Annotated in this window: 22 protein-coding genes, 1 tRNA gene and 1 pseudogene; 18 read left to right on the top strand and 6 right to left on the bottom strand. The window is 43.0% G+C overall.

The features are described from left to right. The first annotated feature begins 71 nt into the window (after positions 1–71). The 7 genes and pseudogenes from P2A85_RS11425 (at position 72) to P2A85_RS11395 (ending at position 4070) form a co-directional block, all read left to right on the top strand. Positions 72–320, top strand: coding sequence for a hypothetical protein (locus P2A85_RS11425; protein WP_333180743.1), 249 nt, complete (start codon positions 72–74; stop codon positions 318–320). A gap of 458 nt (positions 321–778) precedes the next feature. Beyond that, complete coding sequence (locus P2A85_RS11420; protein WP_377479885.1) at positions 779–1771, top strand: hypothetical protein; 993 nt, start codon at positions 779–781, stop codon at positions 1769–1771. Positions 1772–1992: 221 nt separating this feature from the next. Then, entirely contained in the window at positions 1993–2193 is a 201-nt protein-coding gene (locus P2A85_RS11415) for a hypothetical protein (RefSeq protein WP_377479882.1), read from the top strand. 326 nt (positions 2194–2519) lie between these two features. Beyond that, positions 2520–2876, top strand: a pseudogene (locus tag P2A85_RS11410) (HNH endonuclease); the annotation flags it as partial. A gap of 139 nt (positions 2877–3015) precedes the next feature. Beyond that, the gene (locus tag P2A85_RS11405) at positions 3016–3534 is read left to right on the top strand and encodes a transposase (RefSeq protein WP_377479879.1); all 519 of its coding nucleotides are present in this window, start codon (positions 3016–3018) and stop codon (positions 3532–3534) included. A gap of 31 nt (positions 3535–3565) precedes the next feature. Next, positions 3566–3790 carry a hypothetical protein gene (locus P2A85_RS11400; protein ID WP_377479876.1) on the top strand — a complete coding sequence of 75 codons (225 nt, stop codon included), beginning with the start codon at positions 3566–3568 and terminating at the stop codon, positions 3788–3790. A 4-nt stretch (positions 3791–3794) separates the two neighbouring features. After that, positions 3795–4070: a hypothetical protein gene (locus P2A85_RS11395; protein ID WP_377479873.1), complete on the top strand. Its 276-nt coding sequence runs from the start codon at positions 3795–3797 to the stop codon at positions 4068–4070. A gap of 284 nt (positions 4071–4354) precedes the next feature. Here the strand turns inward: P2A85_RS11395 and P2A85_RS11390 are convergent, their stop codons facing one another. From P2A85_RS11390 to cpdA, 3 genes are all read right to left on the bottom strand, one after another. Continuing rightward, complete coding sequence (locus tag P2A85_RS11390; protein ID WP_377479870.1) at positions 4355–5131, bottom strand: SDR family oxidoreductase; 777 nt, start codon at positions 5129–5131, stop codon at positions 4355–4357. A gap of 108 nt (positions 5132–5239) precedes the next feature. After that, on the bottom strand, positions 5240–6718 hold the full coding sequence (locus P2A85_RS11385) for an alpha-amylase (protein ID WP_377479867.1): 1479 nt from the start codon (positions 6716–6718) through the stop codon (positions 5240–5242). A 189-nt stretch (positions 6719–6907) separates the two neighbouring features. Further along, complete coding sequence (gene cpdA / locus P2A85_RS11380; protein WP_377479864.1) at positions 6908–7687, bottom strand: 3',5'-cyclic-AMP phosphodiesterase; 780 nt, start codon at positions 7685–7687, stop codon at positions 6908–6910. On the opposite strand from cpdA, the gene P2A85_RS11375 reads away from it, so the two are divergent. The 5 genes from P2A85_RS11375 to P2A85_RS11355 all read left to right on the top strand — a co-directional run bounded on the left by P2A85_RS11375 (position 7686) and on the right by P2A85_RS11355 (position 13052). Continuing rightward, a complete protein-coding gene (locus tag P2A85_RS11375; protein ID WP_377479861.1) occupies positions 7686–7850 on the top strand; it encodes a hypothetical protein in 165 nt (54 codons plus the stop codon). The two genes, cpdA and P2A85_RS11375, sit on opposite strands and share 2 nt — an antisense overlap. Beyond that, positions 7841–7911 (top strand) — tRNA-Cys (locus P2A85_RS11370). Before P2A85_RS11375 ends, P2A85_RS11370 begins: the two co-directional genes overlap by 10 nt. 546 nt (positions 7912–8457) lie before the next feature. After that, a complete protein-coding gene (locus P2A85_RS11365; protein WP_377479858.1) occupies positions 8458–10551 on the top strand; it encodes a helicase HerA domain-containing protein in 2094 nt (697 codons plus the stop codon). A gap of 3 nt (positions 10552–10554) precedes the next feature. Continuing rightward, a complete protein-coding gene (locus P2A85_RS11360; protein ID WP_377479855.1) occupies positions 10555–11928 on the top strand; it encodes a DNA double-strand break repair nuclease NurA in 1374 nt (457 codons plus the stop codon). A 2-nt stretch (positions 11929–11930) separates the two neighbouring features. After that, the gene (locus P2A85_RS11355; protein ID WP_377479853.1) at positions 11931–13052 is read left to right on the top strand and encodes a DNA methyltransferase; all 1122 of its coding nucleotides are present in this window, start codon (positions 11931–11933) and stop codon (positions 13050–13052) included. Positions 13053–13228: 176 nt separating this feature from the next. Here the strand turns inward: P2A85_RS11355 and P2A85_RS11350 are convergent, their stop codons facing one another. Continuing rightward, complete coding sequence (locus tag P2A85_RS11350) at positions 13229–13699, bottom strand: DUF4079 domain-containing protein (RefSeq protein ID WP_377479850.1); 471 nt, start codon at positions 13697–13699, stop codon at positions 13229–13231. 96 nt (positions 13700–13795) lie between these two features. Between P2A85_RS11350 and P2A85_RS11345 the strand changes: the two genes are divergently transcribed. Beyond that, the gene (locus P2A85_RS11345) at positions 13796–15277 is read left to right on the top strand and encodes an ankyrin repeat domain-containing protein (RefSeq protein WP_377479847.1); all 1482 of its coding nucleotides are present in this window, start codon (positions 13796–13798) and stop codon (positions 15275–15277) included. Between the two features lie 88 nt (positions 15278–15365). Here P2A85_RS11345 and P2A85_RS11340 read toward each other — a convergent pair whose 3' ends face one another. Next, the gene (locus P2A85_RS11340; protein WP_377479844.1) at positions 15366–16307 is read right to left on the bottom strand and encodes a 2OG-Fe(II) oxygenase; all 942 of its coding nucleotides are present in this window, start codon (positions 16305–16307) and stop codon (positions 15366–15368) included. A 444-nt stretch (positions 16308–16751) separates the two neighbouring features. On the opposite strand from P2A85_RS11340, the gene P2A85_RS11335 reads away from it, so the two are divergent. The 3 genes from P2A85_RS11335 (at position 16752) to P2A85_RS11325 (ending at position 18814) form a co-directional block, all read left to right on the top strand. After that, entirely contained in the window at positions 16752–17126 is a 375-nt protein-coding gene (locus tag P2A85_RS11335) for a DUF433 domain-containing protein (protein WP_377479841.1), read from the top strand. Between the two features lie 230 nt (positions 17127–17356). Beyond that, a complete protein-coding gene (locus tag P2A85_RS11330) occupies positions 17357–18535 on the top strand; it encodes an agmatine/peptidylarginine deiminase (protein WP_377479838.1) in 1179 nt (392 codons plus the stop codon). Between the two features lie 144 nt (positions 18536–18679). Continuing rightward, entirely contained in the window at positions 18680–18814 is a 135-nt protein-coding gene (locus P2A85_RS11325; protein WP_377479835.1) for a hypothetical protein, read from the top strand. Positions 18815–18853: 39 nt separating this feature from the next. Here P2A85_RS11325 and P2A85_RS11320 read toward each other — a convergent pair whose 3' ends face one another. Beyond that, positions 18854–20026, bottom strand: a complete 1173-nt coding sequence (locus tag P2A85_RS11320; protein WP_096832031.1) for a TRC40/GET3/ArsA family transport-energizing ATPase — start codon at positions 20024–20026, stop codon at positions 18854–18856. Positions 20027–20493: 467 nt separating this feature from the next. Between P2A85_RS11320 and P2A85_RS11315 the strand changes: the two genes are divergently transcribed. Both P2A85_RS11315 and P2A85_RS11310 read left to right on the top strand, forming a co-directional pair. Beyond that, positions 20494–20916, top strand: coding sequence for a hypothetical protein (locus tag P2A85_RS11315; RefSeq protein WP_377479832.1), 423 nt, complete (start codon positions 20494–20496; stop codon positions 20914–20916). Continuing rightward, positions 20910–21383, top strand: a complete 474-nt coding sequence (locus P2A85_RS11310; RefSeq protein WP_377479829.1) for a hypothetical protein — start codon at positions 20910–20912, stop codon at positions 21381–21383. The genes P2A85_RS11315 and P2A85_RS11310 overlap by 7 nt, the downstream gene beginning before the upstream one ends. Positions 21384–21477 lie beyond the last annotated feature (94 nt).

Raw genomic sequence — 21477 nt, 5'->3', positions numbered from 1 at the left:
GATAGCACAAACCTAATTAATTGTCAAGGTCAGCGTGACCTGTCTTGGAGAATATTCTCTCAACTAGCGTAATGGCAAGCAAGGAAAAAAGAACGCAACCTGTTACTGTCGCTGGTGAGGTTAAAATGACTTATTTTGAGAGATTGCATCCGTGGTGCATCATTAAGCTGCTTCCTAATTGTCAGCGTATTGTTGTGGCACGATTTCGCAGGAGGAGGGATGCAGACGATCATTTTCGGGTTTTGCAGCGGTTTGTCAAAGAATTCACATTTGTGATTGTTTTTGACATCCCACCAAAGCCTACTTTGCCTAAAGAATAACGACGCAGCTCTGTTTGAAATCGAATTAATCGAGATACCTGCGTTAGATTAATATATCCGCTTTCGGGCGAATTACCCCAGCTACAGCTCCTACTGATAGCTGGGTAATTTTTTATCGACAGAAGGCTGTTAACTGGAGTAATAGATTGTCAAAACCGGGGTTATTAAAGTGTACTAACTAGAGCTTGTTATTAGACTTTTAATTGACGCAAAGGAGCCATCGCATTTTGTATCGATTTCTCTACCTATATGAGTAATAATCCTCATGTTGATAGCTGTGCGAGCGTTAATCTGGCTGATACCAGTATAGTTGGCGATTGCAACAGAGTCTCCCCTCTAACAACAGCTAAGTCATTTCCGACAATTGGAGCAAGAACCATTGGTTGAGCAAATCTCTAAATTAATTAAAAGCTATTCCCTAGCGGGAGAAGCTGAGGGATAACCAACTTCTTGCTGTTATGAACGCTAACAAGTCTATTATAAACCCCCACAAGACTTTTCCTGAATCAGCTAGCCAGCACTTCCCTCAAGCCAAAGAAGTAGTTGCAGTAATTTTTCCTTTCCTCATTTCCGCACCTGCTGAAGAACATCCCTTCAGGTTAAATGATATCGTTAAAACTGGTAACCAATACGGTATTGTTACTTCTCTCAACAAAACTGAAAAACCTGTGACAATTACTTGGGACGCAAGTTCGGGCGAAAAGGCATTTTCTTGGACTTATAGCCTTGATGAAATCCGCGTCCTTAAAATCTCCATCGTGCCTCAGTTTATTCCTCAAAATACTGCGGGAGAACTTCCAGCTTGCACAACTATCGTACTCGCTAATTCCGAACAGATACAATTTAGTAACGCAACTCGTTTCAAAGTAGAATCGCTCACTGAACAGCACATTCTCATCTCGGCTCTCGACCAATTGTATCACTTTCCCATCAACTTGTTTCCCGGCTACCCGACTATTTGTACCATAGATATCCCGACACCCCAGCAATTAAAAGCCGCCAGCTATTTATCTGTTACCGATATCAGAATCAGAGCTAAAACGCATTTAGCTCTCGAAGTACCCGACAATTTTTTAGAATTCGCTATGCCAATCTACAAACAGCAGTTAAAAGAAAAAATAGCTCAACAATTGAGCGAAGAAAATTACCAACTTCTCGACTTTGACATAGCTTGGGAAGAAGCCTGGAAGCAGCAGTTAGAAAACCTAACAAAGAAACAAGGCTTCTACGGATTTAGAGAGGGAGATTGCATTTTACAGCACCGAGAAGGATTTCAACGAATGGGGAGAGTCCAACACTTGAACGTTGAAGATCCACGTCCATTTCACATCCAGTGGAACAGCGGAGAACTCCTAAGTTACAGCTTGAGAGAACTCAAAGGTTTGGGTATTGCCCGCATCAAACCTATTGTTAAATTATCGCCCAATGTGGCTTATTGGAGTTTAGACTAAGCAGGTCAAAAAGTGCGATCGCTGTGAGACTAGCGAACAGTTCTCAAGAACGGCAATGGTCGCTGGCGACCAGCTATCAGGCTCAACCATAAGATAGATGCCAGCGACCGTTGACGTTCTCGGAGACTTGCAACAGAAAAAAAACTGTCTGCGATAGTTTCAACAGACAGCGTAAGGGTAGAAGATTGAGAATTCAGCTAAAAATCTCAAATCTACCTGCCATGAAGTTTGAACAATTACAGGAATTTCGTCAACTTGCTTATGAATGTCTCGGCAATGCCAAAGACGCCACCTTTGAACTAGCAGACGCGATAATGACGACTCGCCACGTCTCATGTTTAGGAGATTTAGCCCTCAATCCCTTATTTCGGCTGAGAGATACGGTAAAGACTGACAAACACCAAGCCAAAAGGCAAGGATAGGGCATAAGCGATTTGATATTCGACTTATAAGCACCGCCCAATAAACCCGGTGGAGAGTATCACGCTAAAGACTCAACTAATGTGTAATCGGAACGAATTAACCCTTAATTATCTCTGGTAAAGGTCGATAACCAGTAAGTAGCTAACGAAAGGTAACTAGGGACAGGATTGTATCAAAAGCGAATGCCTCACTGTAATGGTGTGGATATGCTGACAGATACACGGTAATTCCAACGGAGTAGAACAAGTAGCAATATATGTCTAATACGCTGAACAATCAGACGGTGGAATGGAAAGACCTAAATTGGCGCAAGCTAGAAAGGATAACTTTGGATGGATTGGAATTAAAACAACACTCAGATACGCCAATCGTAAGGCATATCAAAGTAAAGGGTGCTGCCAGCCCGTTTGATGGAAACTGGATTTATTGGAGTAAGCGTAGAGGCGAATATCCAGAAACACCCGCAAGGGTTGCATCTTTAATCAAGAAACAAAAGGGTATTTGTCCTCACTGTGGTTTGTACTTTACGAGTATAGACATTGTAGAAGTTGACCATATTAAACCAACATCGTTAGGTGGAAAGGATACCTACGATAACCTACAACTTCTGCATAGACACTGCCATGACGCAAAGACAGCAACAGACGGGTCAATGCACTCAAAAGAAAGTGCCAAAACCTGAGAGTTAGTCTTGAATCGTATCCATAACAAGGATGGAATTATCAAGGAGCCGTGTGAGGCGAAAGTCTCATGCACGGTTCTGAAGGAGAGGTAGGAGTGGTAACGCTCCTATCGACTCTAACCAAGTCGAACGTCCAGTATTGGCGATCGATCATACAGCATGGTTAAGACCCCATGCACGTACCCTCAAAGAACGTACCTATGAACATCAACCCACAGCCTTACCTCACGGCATACCTGTTGGTATCGGTCAAGGATATAGTACGATCGCACTAATACCTTCCATGAGCGCTCGTTGGGCGCTGCCCTTGAGACATGAACGTATTACCAGTTGGGACAACCCCATCGGTAAAGGCGCTGAACAATTAGCACAAGTATGTCAATATCTTCAGCATAGACCGATCGCTCTATTTGATAGTGAGTATGGGTGTGCCCCTTTGGTTAAAGCCACCGCTGCGAGCGCGGATGATAAACTAATGCGTATTCGCTCCAATCGTTGCTTATGGTCAACACCCCCAGTCTATAGTGGTAAAGGCAGACCCAAAATTCACGGTCAACAATTTAAGCTTAACGACTCTCAAAGCTGGTGGGAACCAGAACAAACTCTGGAATCTGTTGAACCCAAACTGGGAAAAATTCGGCCCGTGAAAATGGAATGACTTGCATTTTAGGGGGAGTCCCAAACATCCAATGACTCTGATTTTAGTCGAACGTTTGGAAACTGTAACGGGTCGGTTAAATAGTCAACCTTTGTGGTTAGTGTGGGTTGGTCTCCAAATGCCATCTCTAGCTGAAATTTGGCAATTGTATCTGCGCCGTTTTGCTCTCGAACATTGGTATCGGTTAGCCAAACAAACCTTACATTGGACTGTGCCGAAGCTAAGTACCAAGCGAACAGTGCGAACGATGGAGTGATTTGATGCCTTTGCTAACTTGGCAATTATGGTTAGCTAAAGATGTTGTCACAGAAATTCGTTTACCCTGGCAAAAGTCTCTGACTGAATTGACGCCTGGAAGGGTTGTACAATCAATGCTTCCACTTTTAATCAGGATTGGAAGTCCGGCTGTTGCTCCGAAACGACGAGGAAATTCCGATGGATGGCAAACAGGAAAACCTCGCACTCCAAGATGTCGGTATCCTGTGGTCAAAAAGGGTAAAGGTCGGTTTCAAAACTCGTCAAAATCGATTAGTTAACCTCTCTACCTCTGTCTAAACTCACAAAATTTACACTCAACTTCTTCTGAGTGAATTTTTGCTTAGTCTAAACTCCAATTCTGTAGGGAAACGGCATTGCCGTGTCCGGCGCGGAACTCTGCAACTAAACGATAACTTATATAAGATAAATCATGGTAGCAATACTTTTAAAAGTTGGTATTATTTGTCAATTGTCAGTTGTCCTTAGTCATGCTGATTTCTTAGTCCGCGCAGGCGGACTTGGTTTGTGTAGAAGCGGTTTCAACCGCCTAGCTATTAAAATTTCAAATCAAAGAACCACCACCATCAATCCAGACTTCAGTACCTGTGATGAAACTGGAGGCATCTGATACTAAAAATAAAACTAATTGGGCAACTTCTTCACTAGAACCTGCGGTATTATTAGTCAAAGGAATCAGATCGTGAATGAAATTCGCTGCTCCTGGAATGCGATCGAGATTTCGCTTAGTGGTACTTTCCTCAATCCCAGTCAGCACCCCACCCGGACAAATGACATTAACTCGGATTTTGCTAGCAGCAAGTTCTAGTGCCAGCATTTTGGCAAAAGTTACTTGAGCAGCTTTAGAACAAGCATAGGCCGTGGCACCAACTTTCCTGAAATTTCTAGTACCATTAATCGATGAGGTAATGACAATAGAACCGCCTTGTTTTTTTAAATAAGGAACAGCATACTTGACAGTCAAAAAAGTACCTCTGAGGTTAGTATTAATTGTCCTATCCCACTCATCCGGTTCGAGGTCTTCTATGGGCGACCAGACACCATTAATCCCCGCATTTACAAACACAGTATCTATTTTTTTATATTGTTCAAAAATTGTTTGAAATGCCTGTTCCATTTGTTCAGAATTTGCTACATCTGCGACAAGTGCCAGTCCACTGCCTCCTTGATTCACCAACTGGCTGACAGTTTCTTGCCCACTATCGAGAAGGCGATCGATAATAGCAACTTTTGCCCCTTCCTTGGCCATTAAAATTGCTGCTGCACGACCAATCCCCGACCCGCCACCAGTAATAACGGCAACTTTATCTAAAAGATTCATAATTTTTATATCTAAAATATTTGAATAATTATAATAATTAAAATAACAACTAACAACTAACAACTAACAACTAACAAGATGTATTTCTTGTTAGTTGTTATAGGGTCTTTAGGATTCTGGAACCCAGACCGAAACTGAACCAGCATTACACCTAAAATCAGCCCAACCTTCGTCATTAGTTGTGATAGATTCTTTGATGTGTTCGGTGAGATCAATATAGGTGCGATTCGGTTGTCCGACTTCCATAAACTTAGTACCATCACCCCCGTTACTCAACACAACAGCCATGCCACCTGGATGTTCTTCATCTCCGAGTCGCGTCCAGCCAATTGTATTGGCGTGGTCAAAGTAATCGTATTGATTACCGTAGGAATAAGTTTGGCGGGCGAACAGGAATTTATCAATAATCCATTGATGTTTCTCTAACCAAATTTCGTATTCGTTACCATCTTTTCCTCTATCCTTATAATGATCGCCGTAATAATCGGGGTAAAAAATACAGGGATATCCTTCACGACGCAGCAGAATTAAAGCATAAGCAAGGGGTTTAAACCAAGACTCGACAACTGACTCTAGGGATTGTAAAGGTTGGGAATCATGGTTATCTACTAGAGTAACGGCGAGGGTTGGTTGGTGCTGGACGAGGCTACCGTCAAAAATTGTTCTCAAGTCATAATTATTACCGGCTTTGCTTGCTGCATAGAAGTTGTAATGAAGAGGTGCATCAAATAAGGATACTTTACCATCAGTTACTGTAATGAAGTGGTGCAAAGCTTCGACTTCATAGGACCAATATTCGCCGACGGCAAATAGCTCACGTTTGGCATAATTGCGAACGTGTTCTAACCATTCTTGGAAAAATTTTGCTGATACGTGTTTGACAGCATCGAACCTAAATCCATCAACGTTGGTTGTATCGACATACCATTCGCCCCAGTATTTTAATTCCCCGGTGACTTCTGGGTTGTCCATATCCAAATCACAACCCATCAGGTAGTCAAAATTGCCTTTTTCTAAGTCTACATTTTGGTCAAATTCTTTGCCTTTGAGCAAGTAAACGGCATTGGTATTTGTGTCGTAAGCATTATAATCAATGGCATCAAAATGCCACCAATGCCACTCCATGCTGGAATAGGTTTTGCCACGACCAGGGAAGGTAAAATGAGTCCAAGCTTTAATTTTTTGATACTCGCCTACGGTGTCATTGCGGTTGTCGGGATTGAACGGTGTGGCTTCGACTTCTTCTTCTGCATCAGCTCCTAATTTGTGGTTGAAGACAACATCAGCATAAATCCGAATTCCTGCATCTTGTGCAGCTTTAATCGCCCGCAAATATTCATCTTTTGTCCCGTATTTCGTCCGCACCGACCCTTTTTGATCGAACTCGCCTAAATCGAATATATCATAGACGCCGTAACCCACATCCATTCCACCGCCCGTTCCTTTATATGCTGGTGGCAACCACAGGGATGTAACGCCTATTTTTGCTAAATCTTTTGCAGATTCTGCTAGCTGATTCCACAGGTTGCCGTCAGCGGGGTTGTACCAGTGGAAATACTGCATCATGACGCCATTGACTTCAGACATAAATTTAGTTTCTCCTGATTGGTAAAGATGCGGGCGATATTTTTTTGTTACTTGTTAGTATAGCTATGCCTGCAATCTCTGGTCAATAGATATTATAAAAAATTTGGCTGATTAAAAGTATCTATCTATTGATAGATTTACAAAATAATGTAAGTTTGATAATAATTATTTTGAGGATATCAAAAATCATTAATAGGGTGGTGATTCTTGGGCAACTCGCTCAACTTTTGTGTTCCAAGTGCCGTCGATCGCCAATTCGATCAACCTAAATCCTGGAGGAATTTGGTCAAGTATAATAGGAGAGCTTTTCGGTAAAAGTTGGATGCAGGTGCTGGGTGTCCCCAAGTAGGTAACTGAGCCTCGCTGTTGATGGAATTCTTGGTGAATGTGGCCGCAGAGGACGATTTTGATTTGAGGATATCGATCGACAATTGCCAAAAATTCATCAGCATTGTGGAGCATCATCCCATCCATGATTTCACTTGCGATCGCCAATGGATGATGGTGCAAGGCGATCATAACAGCTCGATCGCCTGTTTGTTGCAATTGAGAGTCCAGCCAATCCAAGCTTTCTGGGGAAAGTTTGCCACCGTCGCATCCGGCTTCCACACTCGAAAGCAAGAGAAATTGCCAGTTTCCTAGGTTCCACGCTCTTTCTGGGGAAATAGGCGGCTTATCTAATATTTGCTGCATTACCGCCAAGTTGTCATGATTCCCAGGTATCCAGTAAGTGGGGATGTTTAGCGGGGAAATCAGGGAGGCGAGGAGCTCGTAGGATTGGGGTGTTTCGTCTTGGGATAAGTCCCCTGTTAGCAGGAGTAAGTCTGGCTGGGGCTGAATCTGTTGTAGGTGTTCGAGAACTGTTTTGAGGGTGTGGGCGGTTGAGAGGCCTTTCCAAGTGCGATCGACCTCTGCAAACAAGTGGGTGTCGGTGATTTGGGCGACGAGTAGGGGAGAAACGGGTGTCATGGATGATGTTGCGCGCGATCGATTTAGTTCTAGAGTACCCTATCACAAGGGTTTTGGGGATGTGGGAACAAGGGCGATGGAAATTTTTGAGAAAAGTGTTGAAATAATCAAGATTTGGTGTAAGATAAAAAAACGTCAAATTTCTGACGTGACGGCGGCATAGCCAAGTGGTAAGGCAGAGGTCTGCAAAACCTCCACCCCCAGTTCAAATCTGGGTGCCGCCTTTTTTAAGGATAGCCAAAAAACTCTCAAACCTGCTTCTTTGCGCGGTTTTAGGGATTGTTGCGAAGTGTGCATCAGATACGATAAAGCTCAAAAAGTAATGCAATTCTAATGAAGTGCAAAATTTAGAGAAACAGTGGTACTGTGTATTAATCTAATTAGTTGGCTTCACATACCAAAAATAAATTAATTTATAAAAAAAATAGGAATTAAGGGGCTTGATTAGAAAATTAAATAATTCTTGCAGTTTACCTGGGGCTGCTTGCATTTGTGGTACAAATGAGGAAATAAGAAATGTTGAAGGTCACGCCTCATGGATGAAAAACCCCTCCGAGCTTACCTGAATCTGATTCAATTGCTTGCTGAGTTGTCCCGCAGAGGAAGAGGGTAACAGTTGCGGGAGCACTCTGAGTTTGTTGACTCACGCTTGATTGAAGTGATGCAGCAAGTGGCGAGTCGGATGGCGGCGGATGGCGATCGCGCTTAACTCGTAGAGTTTGACAGAAACAAGAAATCACGTCTAGTAATTAATGAGGAATAGTAATCGTATGCTATCAGAACTAGAAAAAGCATTTGCCGAAGATCAATCCAAATCGGCTGAACTAACTGCCAAGGAAATCTTCGGATCTCTAATTCAATTAAATCAGTACGTCGGTGAAGTCTATTCCATCAGCTACGAAACTGCCTTAGTTCAAATACACGATTACTACCGTAAGCAAGTAGGTGGAATTCCAGGTCTTAGCTTTCTAATTGCTACTCGTGTCAACCCAAAAGATGGTATCGACTACACGACTGAAGACGCATCTGTAGTTCTTCTGCGTGTGATGGATGCTGCTCCACTTCCTAACGCATTTGAAGCTGAAAGGGTTCGAGTCGAAGCGGCCCAGCGAGCTAGTGGAGAAGATATACACTGGGATAATCAAGATATGATGGATTCCCAAACTCATAATCTTTTGTCTTTTGCTGGGATTAAGTGTAAAGTTATTGGTACTTTTTTCTTAGATAAGGCTTCTGAAAGTGGAGCTGCTGATTTGCTAGTTCTTCGTTTTGGTAGTGACATTTCCAATTACTACCCAAATCGAGGTCTGAAGGTCTACAAGCCAAACGACAAAGCCTTATCACTGATAGTCAATTATCGAGATCCAGACCGTAAGGATCAGCAGACAAAACAATCTGTTGTTGTGGGTCAAATCCGCTACGCATCGACCAATCGCTCATTCCAAGGAGTTTCTAATGTCAAAGTGGAACTTCTGCCAGCAGATTTACTGGGTCAAAAAACTGCTCTATTTGGTATGACCCGCACTGGCAAATCAAATACTACTAAAATTATCCTTCAATCCGTATTTAATCTGAGATTTGACAAAAAAAAGCCCCTCCGAATTGGATCGATAGTTTTCGATCCCAATGGCGAGTATGCAAATGAAAATGAGCAAGATGCTAATCAACAGAAAAATCCATCAGCTATCAAAAATATTTGGAAGTCTAATGCTGCTGGCAAAGAGGAAGATGTTATTACTTATGGAATTTTGCCTCATCCAAACGATCCTAAGCGGAAACTGATGCTCTTGAACTTTCTAGATGAAAAAAATCTTCAAATTGGTAAAGAAATCATTGATGGTACACTAGCATCTGACGGCTCAAAGTACATCCAAAACTTCCGGCAGGTCGTTTTTGATCCACCTGCTAAAGATGACTACAGTGCCACGACGCGCTACCAACGTCGTGTTCTTGTATATCGCGCTCTGCTAGTTCAAGCTGGCTTTGACCCTTCACTACAGCTTAAACCAGAAACTGACAAATTATTCAATAAGGAGCTACTTGAGGCTATGAAGAATAGCCAGGGTAAAAATAGCACAGATCATATATCTGCTGCTGAGATCCTGAGTAAGAAAGAATCTACATGGTCTCAAATAGCCAATGCACTTAATCATCTTTATGACTTTATGATGGATAAAAATAGTGGCTATGAGGCATTTGAAAAATGGTATGTTAGTGAGCGCCCAAAGGCATCAGGTGAGCTCTGGGCAGATGAGGATTTGAAAAAGTTGTTGGAAATGTTTAGTCGCCCTAACGGACCTAGACAAATTGGTAAAGTACGCAACCAACACACTAACACTACAACGGGTGATTATGCTGTAAAAATTTACGAACATTTGAAGGCGGGACGGCTGGTGATTATCGACCAATCTAGTGGCGATCCTGAAATTAATCAATCTTCGGCCGACCGGATTATGTGGCATATTTTTAGACAAAATCAGAGCCTATTTCGTCAAGGTGAAAAAAATATTCCTGAAATTTTAGTTTATCTGGAAGAAGCCCATAACCTTCTGCCCGTAGGAACAGATATGGATCTGAAAAATGTATGGGTGCGGACAGCAAAAGAGGGTGCCAAATATCATATTGGCATGGTCTATGCAACCCAGGAAGTTAGCAGCATTCAACGTAATATACTCAAAAATACTGCTAATTGGTTTATCGGACACTTGAATAACACAGATGAAACCAAGGAACTCCGCAAATACTATGATTTCGATGATTTTGAATCATCGATTCGTCGCGCTCAGGATCGTGGCTTCCTTAGAGTTAAGACATTGAGTAATCTCTTCGTTATTCCAGTTCAAGTCAAAAAATTTGAGGTTTAAATTATGCCATACGAAGGAGAATTTGCCAAATATAAACCATTACGTCGCCTTGTAGAAAGTGAACGTGTAAAAAAACTACTTGGCAGTTACGAACTCCGAAGTAAATCAGATCAATTAGAGTCCCTCCAGACACTTAATCCAATCAAGATACAGCCTGGTGACTGGATACCAAAAATGCTAATAGCTATAGATGGGAGCCATGCAGAAGTAGAGATTGAAAATGGTTTCCCAGGGGCTGAAGCTTCTTATGTGACAGTGGCTTCTGTAATTTTAGATGTTGAAAAAATGAGAGAACTGGATCAGCATCGTCCCGTCGAACCAAAAAAATTCCGAACAATAGAGACAGCTCAGTCTATTGACTGCGCCTTGCCGGGATGCAATGTTATTTCAAAAGGTGAAAAATCAGCTAAAGATTCGTTGAGAAAGTCAATCTTTGAAGTTTTTGGAGATGTTCAAGCGTTCCCTGATAGTGGAGGAGAATCGCTGCTTGATACTTACGAAACTTTGTTGAAATATAAGCCTGCTGCTGAAGATAATAAGAAGCAGCAGCAATGTCCTTACGAAGATTGTCCAGAAGATAGAGATTACCAGCGTGGAAAAGGTCAATATACTTGTCCCTGTAACCTTTCACGCACTCTCTATTCTACAGATGCCTTACGCATACACGAAAGGATGAATCCAGCAGGTACCAACGGCGCTATATTTGGCGAGATAATGCAAGTATGGGAAACAGTCTGGATGGTTCATATTTTAAGGTCTTTAGAGGCAAAAAAATGGCTTTCTAGCTTGGGTAGACTTGCAATTATCCTAGATGGTCAACTTGCCGTTTTTGGACAACCTGCTTGGATAAGCCAAGCCATTTATCAAGAACTATCTAGAATTAATGCTGTAACCAAAGAAGCGACTGGAGGCCAAGACATTCTTCTCATTGGGGTTGAAAAAACAGGAACATTCGTAGAACACTTTGAAGATTTAGATCGTCAAGAAAAAGGTAGTTTTGGGGCTTTTCCTTGCCAGTCAGTTGGATTACTCACTGACTCATACATCAAACAAAACATAATTTTCTCAGACAGTACAAGACCCTATGGGGCAGCAACATACTTTGGGCGCAAGTTTTTCTACAAAACAAAGTCTGGGGCGCGTATAGTAGCTACTTTACCCTTCCTTTCAGAGGAACATAAAGACTTGAAAACTGCTGAGTCCTCTCAATTTCCACGTCTATCAGATGCAGTTGGACTTCTGGATCAACTGGTATCTTCACGCTTTCCTAACGCCCTTGTCCCCTTAGTATCGGCAAATGCAGAAGCTGCGATCCCTCTGCGCCTTGGTAATAAAGTTTTAGAAAGGCTTGCAAAAGAACTAATGGCGGAAAACTGAAGATGAGCAATTCAACTCTAAATCAACTCAGTCTGAGTACAGCCATCGGCCGATGGTCTGGCTTAGGCCCCTACTACGCCATGTTCCCCAAAGAATTTGCCTTCAAAGTTGTAGAAGAGTATTCAAAGCCTGGAGATGCAGTTATTGATCCGTTTGCAGGTCGCGCATCAAGCGTCTATGCAGCAGCAGCAATGCAGAGATCGGGCTGTGGTATTGAAATCAACCCTGTTGGCTGGCTGTATGGTTTTGTGAAACTAAAACCTGCTTCAAAGACTGAGGTGTTGACGCGCATCAAGAATCTTGGGGAAATGGCTAGTTTAGTTGAACAACAGAGACTAGATAATTTGCCTGAATTCTTTACTGTTTGTTATGCCCGAACCGTATTAGGCTATCTCATAGCTGCGCGTGATGCACTTGATTGGAAAAATAATTTAGTTGATGCAACACTAATGGCAATCATACTGGTTCACCTACATGGCAACAGAGAAAACTCACTATCAAACCAGATGCGACAAGGAAAAGCAATGAGTCCAGATTATTCAATACGTTGGTGGAGAGAAAGACAACTTACCCCGCCAAAAATTGATCCGGTAGAGTTTCTGACTAAGCGCGTTGAATGGCGTTATACAAAAGGAGCTCCAAACCTAGAAAATGGAAATATGCTTTTGGGTGATAGCACCTCATTGATTGGTGATTTAGCTGAAAAAGTCTACTCTGGCAGTCAGAGTCGTTTTAATCTTCTATTTACTTCACCTCCGTACTTCGGCATTACGAATTACCACTACGATCAATGGTTGCGACTGTGGATGCTGGGGGGGACAGAGCGACCTACTTGGACAGGGGAAAAGTGGCGGGGTAAGTTTGAATCTATGCCTGATTATCGCAACTTGCTACAAACAGTTTTCCAAGGATGCGCTGAAATTATGACCAGTACAGCAAGTATCTATGTGAGAACCAGTGCCAGAATTTTTACACACGAAACAACTATCGACACTTTGCGTGAAGCTTTCCCACAAAAATCTTTAAAGTATATTAAGCAACCATTTACTAAAAATACACAGACAGCATTGTTTGGAGATAAGTTAAAGAAGCCGGGTGAAATTGACATTATTATGCAATCCTGATTAGTTGATTTGTTGGAACTTCTTGCGGGAAATATTACAGAAATAACTGTTGGCTAATTGCCGATCACACGAACGCAATTAGCACAACCAGCAACATAGCAGTTTTCAATGGGATGAAATACAGAACACGGCAGTGCCGTGTCCCTACCCGATATCTGTACTTCTTACCCAAACAATCACATTTTACTGATAATTCTCTGCACTATTTCCACGCCCGTTACCGCTTGCCAGCCAAACAGCCCCAAAAGCGCAACATTCAGAAAGATGTGAGTATATCTGGCAAAATCATTGCCTTTTTGCATCAAAGGAGTCAGCGACGCAGATATGGCAATAATTGCCGTCATCCCTAACCCTGCTAGCAAGTGGGAACCCACGAACAATTTGCCGTTATTGATGTAGGTGACAGCCATACCGCCGATCGCCCCTGTTACCATCAACGCTAGCAGCAAAGAACCCATCTGGTGGTGCTTGAGGTTGAATTTACCCTTAATTAACTCTTTTTTGACTTCGCCTTCCGCACTCCTGGTGCGTCGGATTTGAACGCCGAGATACAAAGCATACAATGAGATGGCCAGCAGTACCCACATTAACACTGGGTGGAAAAATTGGCTCCAAACTTTAACAGACTGCGGAATTTCGAGATTCATAGTGTTCTCAGGATTAGCAAACATACTTCATAAAACTTAGCATACCAGTAAGTCCGTCTCATGTGATGGTAAAAACATACAGAATGAGACGTTATTATGACTGCCACTAAACAAGACGCTGTATTAATCCAAGCTGCCAAAACTGGCAACATTATTCACGTACAAGCCTTACTCGCTAAGGGTGTTAATCCTGACTCCAAAGACTCTGAGGGGACGACAGCTTTGATGTTTGCGGCCCAAAAGGGCTATGCCGAAATCGTGCGTATTCTACTAAATAATGGCGCTAATGTCAATCATGTCAGAAGGCGTTTTGGGCTGACGGCTTTGATGCTTGCAGCAGCTCACAAGCAGGCTGATTCTGTACGGCTGTTGCTGGCTGGGGGCGCTGATGTTAATGCTAAAAATGATGATGGTAGTACGGCTTTGATGGCGGCTTCCCTGAAAGGTGATATCAATGTTGTGCGGCTGTTACTTGCTGCTAGTGCTGATGTGAATGTGCGCGATCGCGATGGAGACTCTGCTCTGAAAATAGCTGCTTTATCCGGGAATCAAGCTATTGTCAAAGCTTTGGCAGATGCTGGTACTGTTGCGGATAATTATATCCTATTTTTAGCAGTTAGTCAAGGTCGCGCTGAAATTATCCGAATTTTGCTCAATTGTGGCGCTGATGCTAATGTTAAAAATTCCGATAGCAAAACTGCTTTGATGGAGGCTGCTGCTGCGGGTAATTTGTCCGTGGTAGAGGTGTTGTTAGCTGCTGGTGCTAATGTCGGAATTCCAGATAAAGATGGTGAAACTGCTTTAACTTTGGCTGCTGATTTTGGTCATATTGATGTGGTGCAGGTTTTGCTGCGTGCTGGTGCTGATGTGAATGGGAAAAATGGGGATGGGGGAACGGCTTTGATGGCGGCTGCTGCTGGGGGAAATTTGCCGATCGCCCAGATATTACTCGATGCTGGCGCCGATATCAATGCTAAGGACAAAGATGATGAAACTGCTTTAAATTTCGCTGTTGTCGAAGGCTATGAGGATGTTGTGGAATTGCTGTTAAATCGCGGCGCTAGTGTTGTGGCTAGAAATCGGTTGGGCGATACTCCGTTACTGGTGGCTGCTGTTCATGGTTACAGTGCGATCGTATCAGCTTTGTTGCAAAAAGTCAATCACGATAATGCTGATTTTCTGAATGCTAAAAACTTTGAGGAGACTGCTTTAACTCTGGCGGCTTTTCAAGGACATACTGAGACAGTAAAGGCTTTGCTCGAAGGTGGTGTTGACCCTAATATCGCAGGGGAGCAAGGAAAAACGGCTTTAATGAAAGCCTGTATTCGAGGTCATGTGGCGATCGCCCAATTATTAGTTGACAACGGTGCTGATGTCAATAGGCGGGATGCTTCCGGTGCCACTGCTTTAATGTGGGCGGCCCATCGGGGTGCTGTCAGTGCTGTCAAGATTTTAATTGATGCGGGTGCGGATATAAATCATAAAAATTTGGGGAACTATACGGCTTTAATGCTAGCTGAATTTAACGGTTATAAAGATGTGGTGAAACTGCTCAAAAGTGCAGGAGCCATAGAATAATATTGGTGTTATCCTTAAGTTTGTAGTAAGGACTTCTGTCCTTTCTTTGTCTGACGAGCGATCGCGACCTTAGTCCTTACTACCAAGCTCAATCTGTTCGCCTTACCCAACCATTAATCGTAAAGCGACTGTCAGCAAAAGCTTTCGAGGGACAACTAACTGGCAAAACTTCGTGCATATAGCGACTCAGAAAAAATACGATGCTATTATTGCGAGGTTCAACAGTTTTAAAAGAGTCAGCCGCTACATAAAAATTGTTCTCAATTTTGCTATCATAAATCTGCAATTCTCCGCCAGTAAACGCCTTGGGTTCTCGATTGAAATAGTAAACATAGGTGAAAAATCTGGTTGCTGTTTCTGGAGAGCCACTATCGTTATGAAGTTTGTAATAATTATTGTCGTTGTGCAGCGTTAATTGAGCTTCTATATCACCCACAGAAAATGAAGGTAGGTTTAATTTTCGCAGCACGTCGGGGAGAATAGCTTTAATGCGATTAATCATCAGTTGTGAAAATTCGGGGAAGGAATGGAGAACCATAGAACGCCGATAATCTTCTGCCTTGGTTGAGGTGCTGGTACTCACAAATTCTGATTCTTTTGCTAAAACATATTTGATGAGTTTATTTTTTTCACTGGCTGTGAGGAAGTTCTCAATTTGGGCGTAGCGAGATATTAAGTCGTCGTTTACATGAGCAGGAATTATAGGAATCTCCAGGGGAATTTCTGGGTGAATCTCTACCGGAACTTCGGGCTGTGGCGGTTGCAGTTGAGCTAAGTAAATGGGCGGTTCGGTGACTAATCCCACTAGGTGTTCGCTGGGGAAACAAAGTGCGGAGCGCCCTTCGTCTATGGGAATCTGAAATAAAGTGGGAAAACCGGGGTTCTGTTGGGTCCGATCGACTAAGGTTTTAACCAGATTGTGCAATAAGGGGGCGTCAGATTTGAGGGTAATTGTGCATTGATGTCCGCCCGCGAGCAGGATTTTAACTTTGACATCTTGGGGTTTAATTTGCGGTTGAGTGTAAGTCATAATTTTTTCAGGACTGGATGGAAAACTAGCTAAAGATATGATTCGGAAGAAAAATAATTAGGTAGGGATACAACAGTTTTGTTTCTCTGCAATATGATACACAATTAGTGGGGACACAAACAAGACTGTTTATTGGTGTCATGGTCGATCGCCAAAAATTGAGGTTAATGGGGGAAAGAGTTAAGGAACCGCAGAGGGCACAGAGAGCACAGAGGATGGAAAAGAAGAAGCAGAGGAATAGTCATGAAAGCAGAGTATGATTTTAGTCAGGGTAAGCGAAGGGCGATCGAGCTAAAATTACCTGGGGAAACTCTAATATTCCACTTATATTGGTATTGATTGGAACGCACCTTATTTTTTGTTGGGAATTGAACACAGTTGCAGCCAGACAAAGCATTAGACATCTTGCTACAATGTTTTTATATAGTTCAAGTCAGGCACAATATGTCCCTAATCAGCCCCCCAGCAAAATTCCCAGCAACCTCTCCCCCTTTCCGTTGGGATGAAGCGGGAGGTATCCGTATAGGTTCGAGTCGAGTTACCCTAGATAGCATACTTGCTTCATACCACAATGGCTCCACTCCCGAAGAAATCGCTATTCAGTATTCAGTTGTCCGCTTAGAAGACATATACAGTACCATTGCTTATTATCTCAACCATCGTCAGGAAATTGACAGTTATTTGGAGCAGCGCAGCCAACAAGCTCAGCAACTGAGACAACAACTTTCTCAAAAACACAACTTAGTCGATCTGAGACAACGTTTGCTTACTCGTTATCAGTCAAAAGGGGAGTCGATACCAAGTGCGCCTTCTAACTGATGAAAATTTTAATGGAGCCATATTGCGTGGGCTGGTGAGGCGTTTGCCTGAATTGGATATTGTTTGAGAGCGATACAGTGACAGCCTTAGTAGCAAGTTTGAAGCGTCGAGGTATCAGCGATGCAGTGATTAATGAGGCATTAAACGAAGTCGTTCATGCTAAATCCTGTTAATTGTGTCTAGCCAGCAGTACAACACCGATGCACCCGACCGCCGAGAGTTTATCGGTTATGATGCAAAGGCTATCTGTGGCCGGTGATGGGCAACGTTATACCGAAGGAGGTACGATCATTAACCGAAGATCGTTTATTCAATTTACTGCTACTTGTGCAGGTTCTATTTTAATGAGCAACCTTGTTGGGAGTTGTAGCACCTCTAAAAGTATGGAGGCAACTATAGCCAATCCGATTTGGCTAATGCCTGATGAATCCGATCCCCATAAACGCACCTGGATGTCATTTGGCGCTAGCCGTAAAATTTGGGGGCAAAAGTTACTTCCAGGAGTGCAAGATAATTTAGCGACAATTGCTAAAGCGATCGCGAAATTTGAACCTGTTTATATGCTGGTTCGCCAAGCAGACTATGATATCGCTGCGCGTAAATGTGGCTCATCTGTAAACTTGGTAGTGTCCCCTTTAGACGATCTGTGGATGCGCGATATTGGCCCTGTTTTCATCAAAGATGATCGCGGAAATCTTGGGGGCATCGATTTTAATTTCAATGGCTGGGGTGAGAAGCAAGATTATAACGACGATGCCCAAGTAGCCAATTTTGTCATTCAGCAGTCCAAGGTGCAGGCAATCCAAACCAAACTTGTACTAGAAGGTGGTGGGATTGAAGTAGATGGACATGGAACAGCAATCATTACTGAAAGCTGTGTTCTGAATCAGAATCGCAATCCAGGCATGAGTAAGTCTGAGTGTGAAGCTCTGCTCAAGCCACTCCTGGGCTTACGCAAGATCATTTGGCTCCCCGGCATTCGTGGAAAAGATATTACGGATGGTCATACTGACTTCTATGCACGGTTCGCCAGCTCGGGCTTCGTGGTTGCCGGATCTGATCCTGATCCAGCATCATTTGATCATCTAGTTACTCAAAACCATTTGGAAATCCTGCGCTCTGCCACTGATGCTGACGGGCGTAAACTAGAGGTAATTGTGCTTGAAGGACCCAAAACCATTCGGCCCCAATTTGAGACTCAGGAATTTGCCGCAGGCTATATCAACTTTTACATTGTCAATGGAGCTGTGATGGTGCCAGAGTTTGGCGATGCGATGGCAGATAGCAAAGCAAAATCTACATTGCAAGAACTATTTCCCGATCGCGACATCGTGCAACTTAACATTGATGCGATCGCCGCTGGGGGTGGTGGCATACACTGCACTACACAACAGGAACCTCTTGCCTAACAACGCCCATGCACACCGACCGACAAAAAACGATCGGTTATGATGCAGGAGTGACTCCCGGCGGGTGATGGGCAACGTTGGCTTGGTCTTTAGAAGACAGAACGTTGATGCGATCGCAGGGTAAGAGCGCGAGGTTTGCCGCTGGTGACACTGGAGCCGATCGATCGTAGTTTCCTGGGGCGCTATGGTGGGCGATCGCATCATTGGTTGTTAGGGGGCAGGGGCGATCGCCTTTCTCCGAATGGCTCGGTCTGGGGCGATCGCACTGACATCATCTAAATTATTATTCTGATGCAACCGGAAACGATATAAGTCCTGTTAAGCAAACTTAATCTTCAAATAATCATCCTCCATCTTCGCCCCCGAAGGTTGCAGCGCCGCTAAAGCTTGCGGCAAAACCATATTACGGCGGTGATTCCCAATCCGAACATTCAACTCATCTCCTGTTTTGCTCAACTGAATCTGATCCTTAGCAATTCCCGGCAAGTACAGTTCTAGAACATATTGATTATTGTCCTGAACAATCCTAATCGTATTTTCTTTGTAATATATTTGACTAGGATCTTCGTCTTTGTAAAGCGTTTCTTTCAAGCGCTCCAAAGCTGGCAAACCGCACATTTCTTCGGAATAAAGCGGCACTTCTTTCACGGGCAATGGTCTAAAATTCTCGTGAATTTCCTGACGATACTGCTCCTGGCTTTCTTTCCACCGTTTGAAAAATGGGTCAGTTACTTCTTCGGGAATAATGCGGTTTGCTACTATTAAATCTGTGGCTACATTGTACAAACTCAAATAGGCATGAGCGCGCAGAGACTCTTTAATTACCATTTTTTCAGGATTAGTAACTAACCTTACCGAAGTGACAGTATTGTCAGTTAAAATCTTTTCCAAAGCCTCAATTTGTTCGTAAAATTCATAAGGTGCATCCATCACCTCTTTGTCTGGCAAAGAAAAACCCGCAATTGGTCTAAAAATAGGTTCAACTAAAGGTCGAAGGGCGGCGGATATGCCTTGCAGCGGCTTGTAAAATTTTCTCATGTACCAGCCGCCAACTTCCGGCAAACTTAACAGTCTCAATGCTGTTCCAGTGGGAGCTGAATCGATAATTAAAACATCAAATTCGCCTTCGTCGTAATGCCGCTTCATTCGCACTAAACCAAAGATTTCATCCATTCCTGGAAGTATGGCCAATTCTTCAGCTTGAACGCCTTCGAGTCCCTGGGCGCGCAAAACTTGAGTAATGTAGCGTTTAACTGCTCCCCAATTGCCTTCTAATTCCCTGAGAGCGTCTAATTCTGCTCCCCACAAATTCGGTTTCACCTGTCGGGAATCGTGGCCGAGTTCCATGTCGAAGCTGTCGGCTAGGGAGTGAGCGGGATCAGTGCTTAGCACTAGGGTTTTGTATCCTAATTCGGCACACCGCAGCCCTGTGGCGGCGGCTACGGATGTTTTACCGACGCCGCCTTTTCCGGTCATTAATATTAAGCGCATTGATTGTTTAGCTCGCCTGAAAGTTCTTTACTTATATATTGTAACGTTATGTAACAGAGATTAATTTAGTGGCGGATTTAATTTGGGCGACAACTAGCCGCACAGAGGCAGAAACCGGGTTTTTGACCAAAATACTGCATCGCAGCCTTTAAATAAAATGAAAAACCCGGTTTCTTTGGTATCTATGCGTCCAGGGCTAATACAGGACATTTCCACTGATGCACTAAATCTGTGCGATGTCAATAGAGAGTTGAGTTTAAAGGGCGATCGCACTTAATTTGTAGGTGTTCAAAAAGGGCGATCGCACTTAATGCTTGTTCAATAAAAGGCGAACCAGACAGACACCGGGTTTTTCAGAAATATCTGGTTTGGAGCTAAAGCACCGATCGCAACGCATTTAGTCCTTGACAAAAATATCCTTTTCAGTTACGATAAAACTTAATACTAAATATTTTAATTTATGCCTGATGAAACAAACAAATTTGCATGAATTAAATGAGCAAGTTTTGTTAGAGGAAACTCAGCCTCTAGCAATAGAGTATAATGGGCGATTAGTTGGTTATTTTTATCCAGTCAGTGCAATGCCAAGTGCGATGGAGGAAATCGATCGCACTTTTACAAATTTAGTACAACAATGGCGCAATGAAACTATAGGTATTTCCTCTACTACGGATTTAGTGATGCACCCTGCTTACCAACAAATTATTAGGATGGGTTCAGTAGTAATTCCTCTGTTATTAAGGGAAGTGGAAAGAAAATCGGGGCGTTGGTTTCATGCTCTGTGTGAAATTACTGGAGAAGATCCAGTACCTTTAGAAAAACGGGGTAAAACTAAAGAGATGACTCAGTTATGGTTAGATTGGGGGAAAGCCAAAGGTTACAAATGGTAGAAAATAATGCTTGGATGCAAAATATTAAAGAATGGATTGAACAAAATCATCCTAATTTAGTGACAACGGGATATAAAATTACCAGTTCAGACACAACTGATTATAATTGTATTGCTTGGGCTGCTGGAAATACAGAAGAATGGTGGTGGCCAGATGCCAAAGGTGGAGACTACTGGCCGCCTAATATACTGCGAGAGGAATCTCTGACTGCTTTTATGATGGCTTATCAAACTTTAGGGTATGAAGTCTGTGAAAATGCTTTGCTGGAAGCTGGTTTTGAAAAGATAGCGATTTATGTTTTAGATGGAAAACCTCAACACGCCTCCCGACAACTTCCTAATGGGAAGTGGACTAGCAAATTAGGTCAGTATGAGGATATAGAACATAATTATTTAGAGGGTTTAGAAGGTAGTATATATGGTGAAGTTTCTTGTGTGATGAAAAGGCGTTTGATTGAGGGGGAGTAATAAACTCATCAAAAGCGCGATCGCATCTCAGCCTGAGACTTGAGAAACCGGGTTTCTGTGATATCTCTGATTTTCACCAAGAATCTCTCATCAG

The organism is Microcoleus anatoxicus (assembly GCF_042465725.1).
GTDB classification, from domain to species: domain Bacteria; phylum Cyanobacteriota; class Cyanobacteriia; order Cyanobacteriales; family Microcoleaceae; genus Microcoleus; species Microcoleus anatoxicus.
This window is presented reverse-complemented; position numbering and strand designations above follow the sequence as displayed.

Coding starts and splice junctions, on each gene's coding strand:
- P2A85_RS11385 (WP_377479867.1), bottom strand. CDS start 6,718: ATGTCTGAAGTCAATGGCGTCATGATGCAGTATTTCCACTGGTACAAC.
- P2A85_RS11360 (WP_377479855.1), top strand. CDS start 10,555: ATGCCATACGAAGGAGAATTTGCCAAATATAAACCATTACGTCGCCTT.
- cpdA (WP_377479864.1), bottom strand. CDS start 7,687: ATGACACCCGTTTCTCCCCTACTCGTCGCCCAAATCACCGACACCCAC.
- P2A85_RS11425 (WP_333180743.1), top strand. CDS start 72: ATGGCAAGCAAGGAAAAAAGAACGCAACCTGTTACTGTCGCTGGTGAG.
- P2A85_RS11390 (WP_377479870.1), bottom strand. CDS start 5,131: ATGAATCTTTTAGATAAAGTTGCCGTTATTACTGGTGGCGGGTCGGGG.
- P2A85_RS11400 (WP_377479876.1), top strand. CDS start 3,566: ATGACTCTGATTTTAGTCGAACGTTTGGAAACTGTAACGGGTCGGTTA.
- P2A85_RS11330 (WP_377479838.1), top strand. CDS start 17,357: ATGATGCAAAGGCTATCTGTGGCCGGTGATGGGCAACGTTATACCGAA.
- P2A85_RS11335 (WP_377479841.1), top strand. CDS start 16,752: ATGTCCCTAATCAGCCCCCCAGCAAAATTCCCAGCAACCTCTCCCCCT.
- P2A85_RS11420 (WP_377479885.1), top strand. CDS start 779: ATGAACGCTAACAAGTCTATTATAAACCCCCACAAGACTTTTCCTGAA.
- P2A85_RS11375 (WP_377479861.1), top strand. CDS start 7,686: ATGGATGATGTTGCGCGCGATCGATTTAGTTCTAGAGTACCCTATCAC.
- P2A85_RS11355 (WP_377479853.1), top strand. CDS start 11,931: ATGAGCAATTCAACTCTAAATCAACTCAGTCTGAGTACAGCCATCGGC.
- P2A85_RS11415 (WP_377479882.1), top strand. CDS start 1,993: ATGAAGTTTGAACAATTACAGGAATTTCGTCAACTTGCTTATGAATGT.
- P2A85_RS11345 (WP_377479847.1), top strand. CDS start 13,796: ATGACTGCCACTAAACAAGACGCTGTATTAATCCAAGCTGCCAAAACT.
- P2A85_RS11320 (WP_096832031.1), bottom strand. CDS start 20,026: ATGCGCTTAATATTAATGACCGGAAAAGGCGGCGTCGGTAAAACATCC.
- P2A85_RS11395 (WP_377479873.1), top strand. CDS start 3,795: ATGCCTTTGCTAACTTGGCAATTATGGTTAGCTAAAGATGTTGTCACA.
- P2A85_RS11350 (WP_377479850.1), bottom strand. CDS start 13,699: ATGAATCTCGAAATTCCGCAGTCTGTTAAAGTTTGGAGCCAATTTTTC.
- P2A85_RS11315 (WP_377479832.1), top strand. CDS start 20,494: ATGAAACAAACAAATTTGCATGAATTAAATGAGCAAGTTTTGTTAGAG.
- P2A85_RS11340 (WP_377479844.1), bottom strand. CDS start 16,307: ATGACTTACACTCAACCGCAAATTAAACCCCAAGATGTCAAAGTTAAA.
- P2A85_RS11365 (WP_377479858.1), top strand. CDS start 8,458: ATGCTATCAGAACTAGAAAAAGCATTTGCCGAAGATCAATCCAAATCG.
- P2A85_RS11310 (WP_377479829.1), top strand. CDS start 20,910: ATGGTAGAAAATAATGCTTGGATGCAAAATATTAAAGAATGGATTGAA.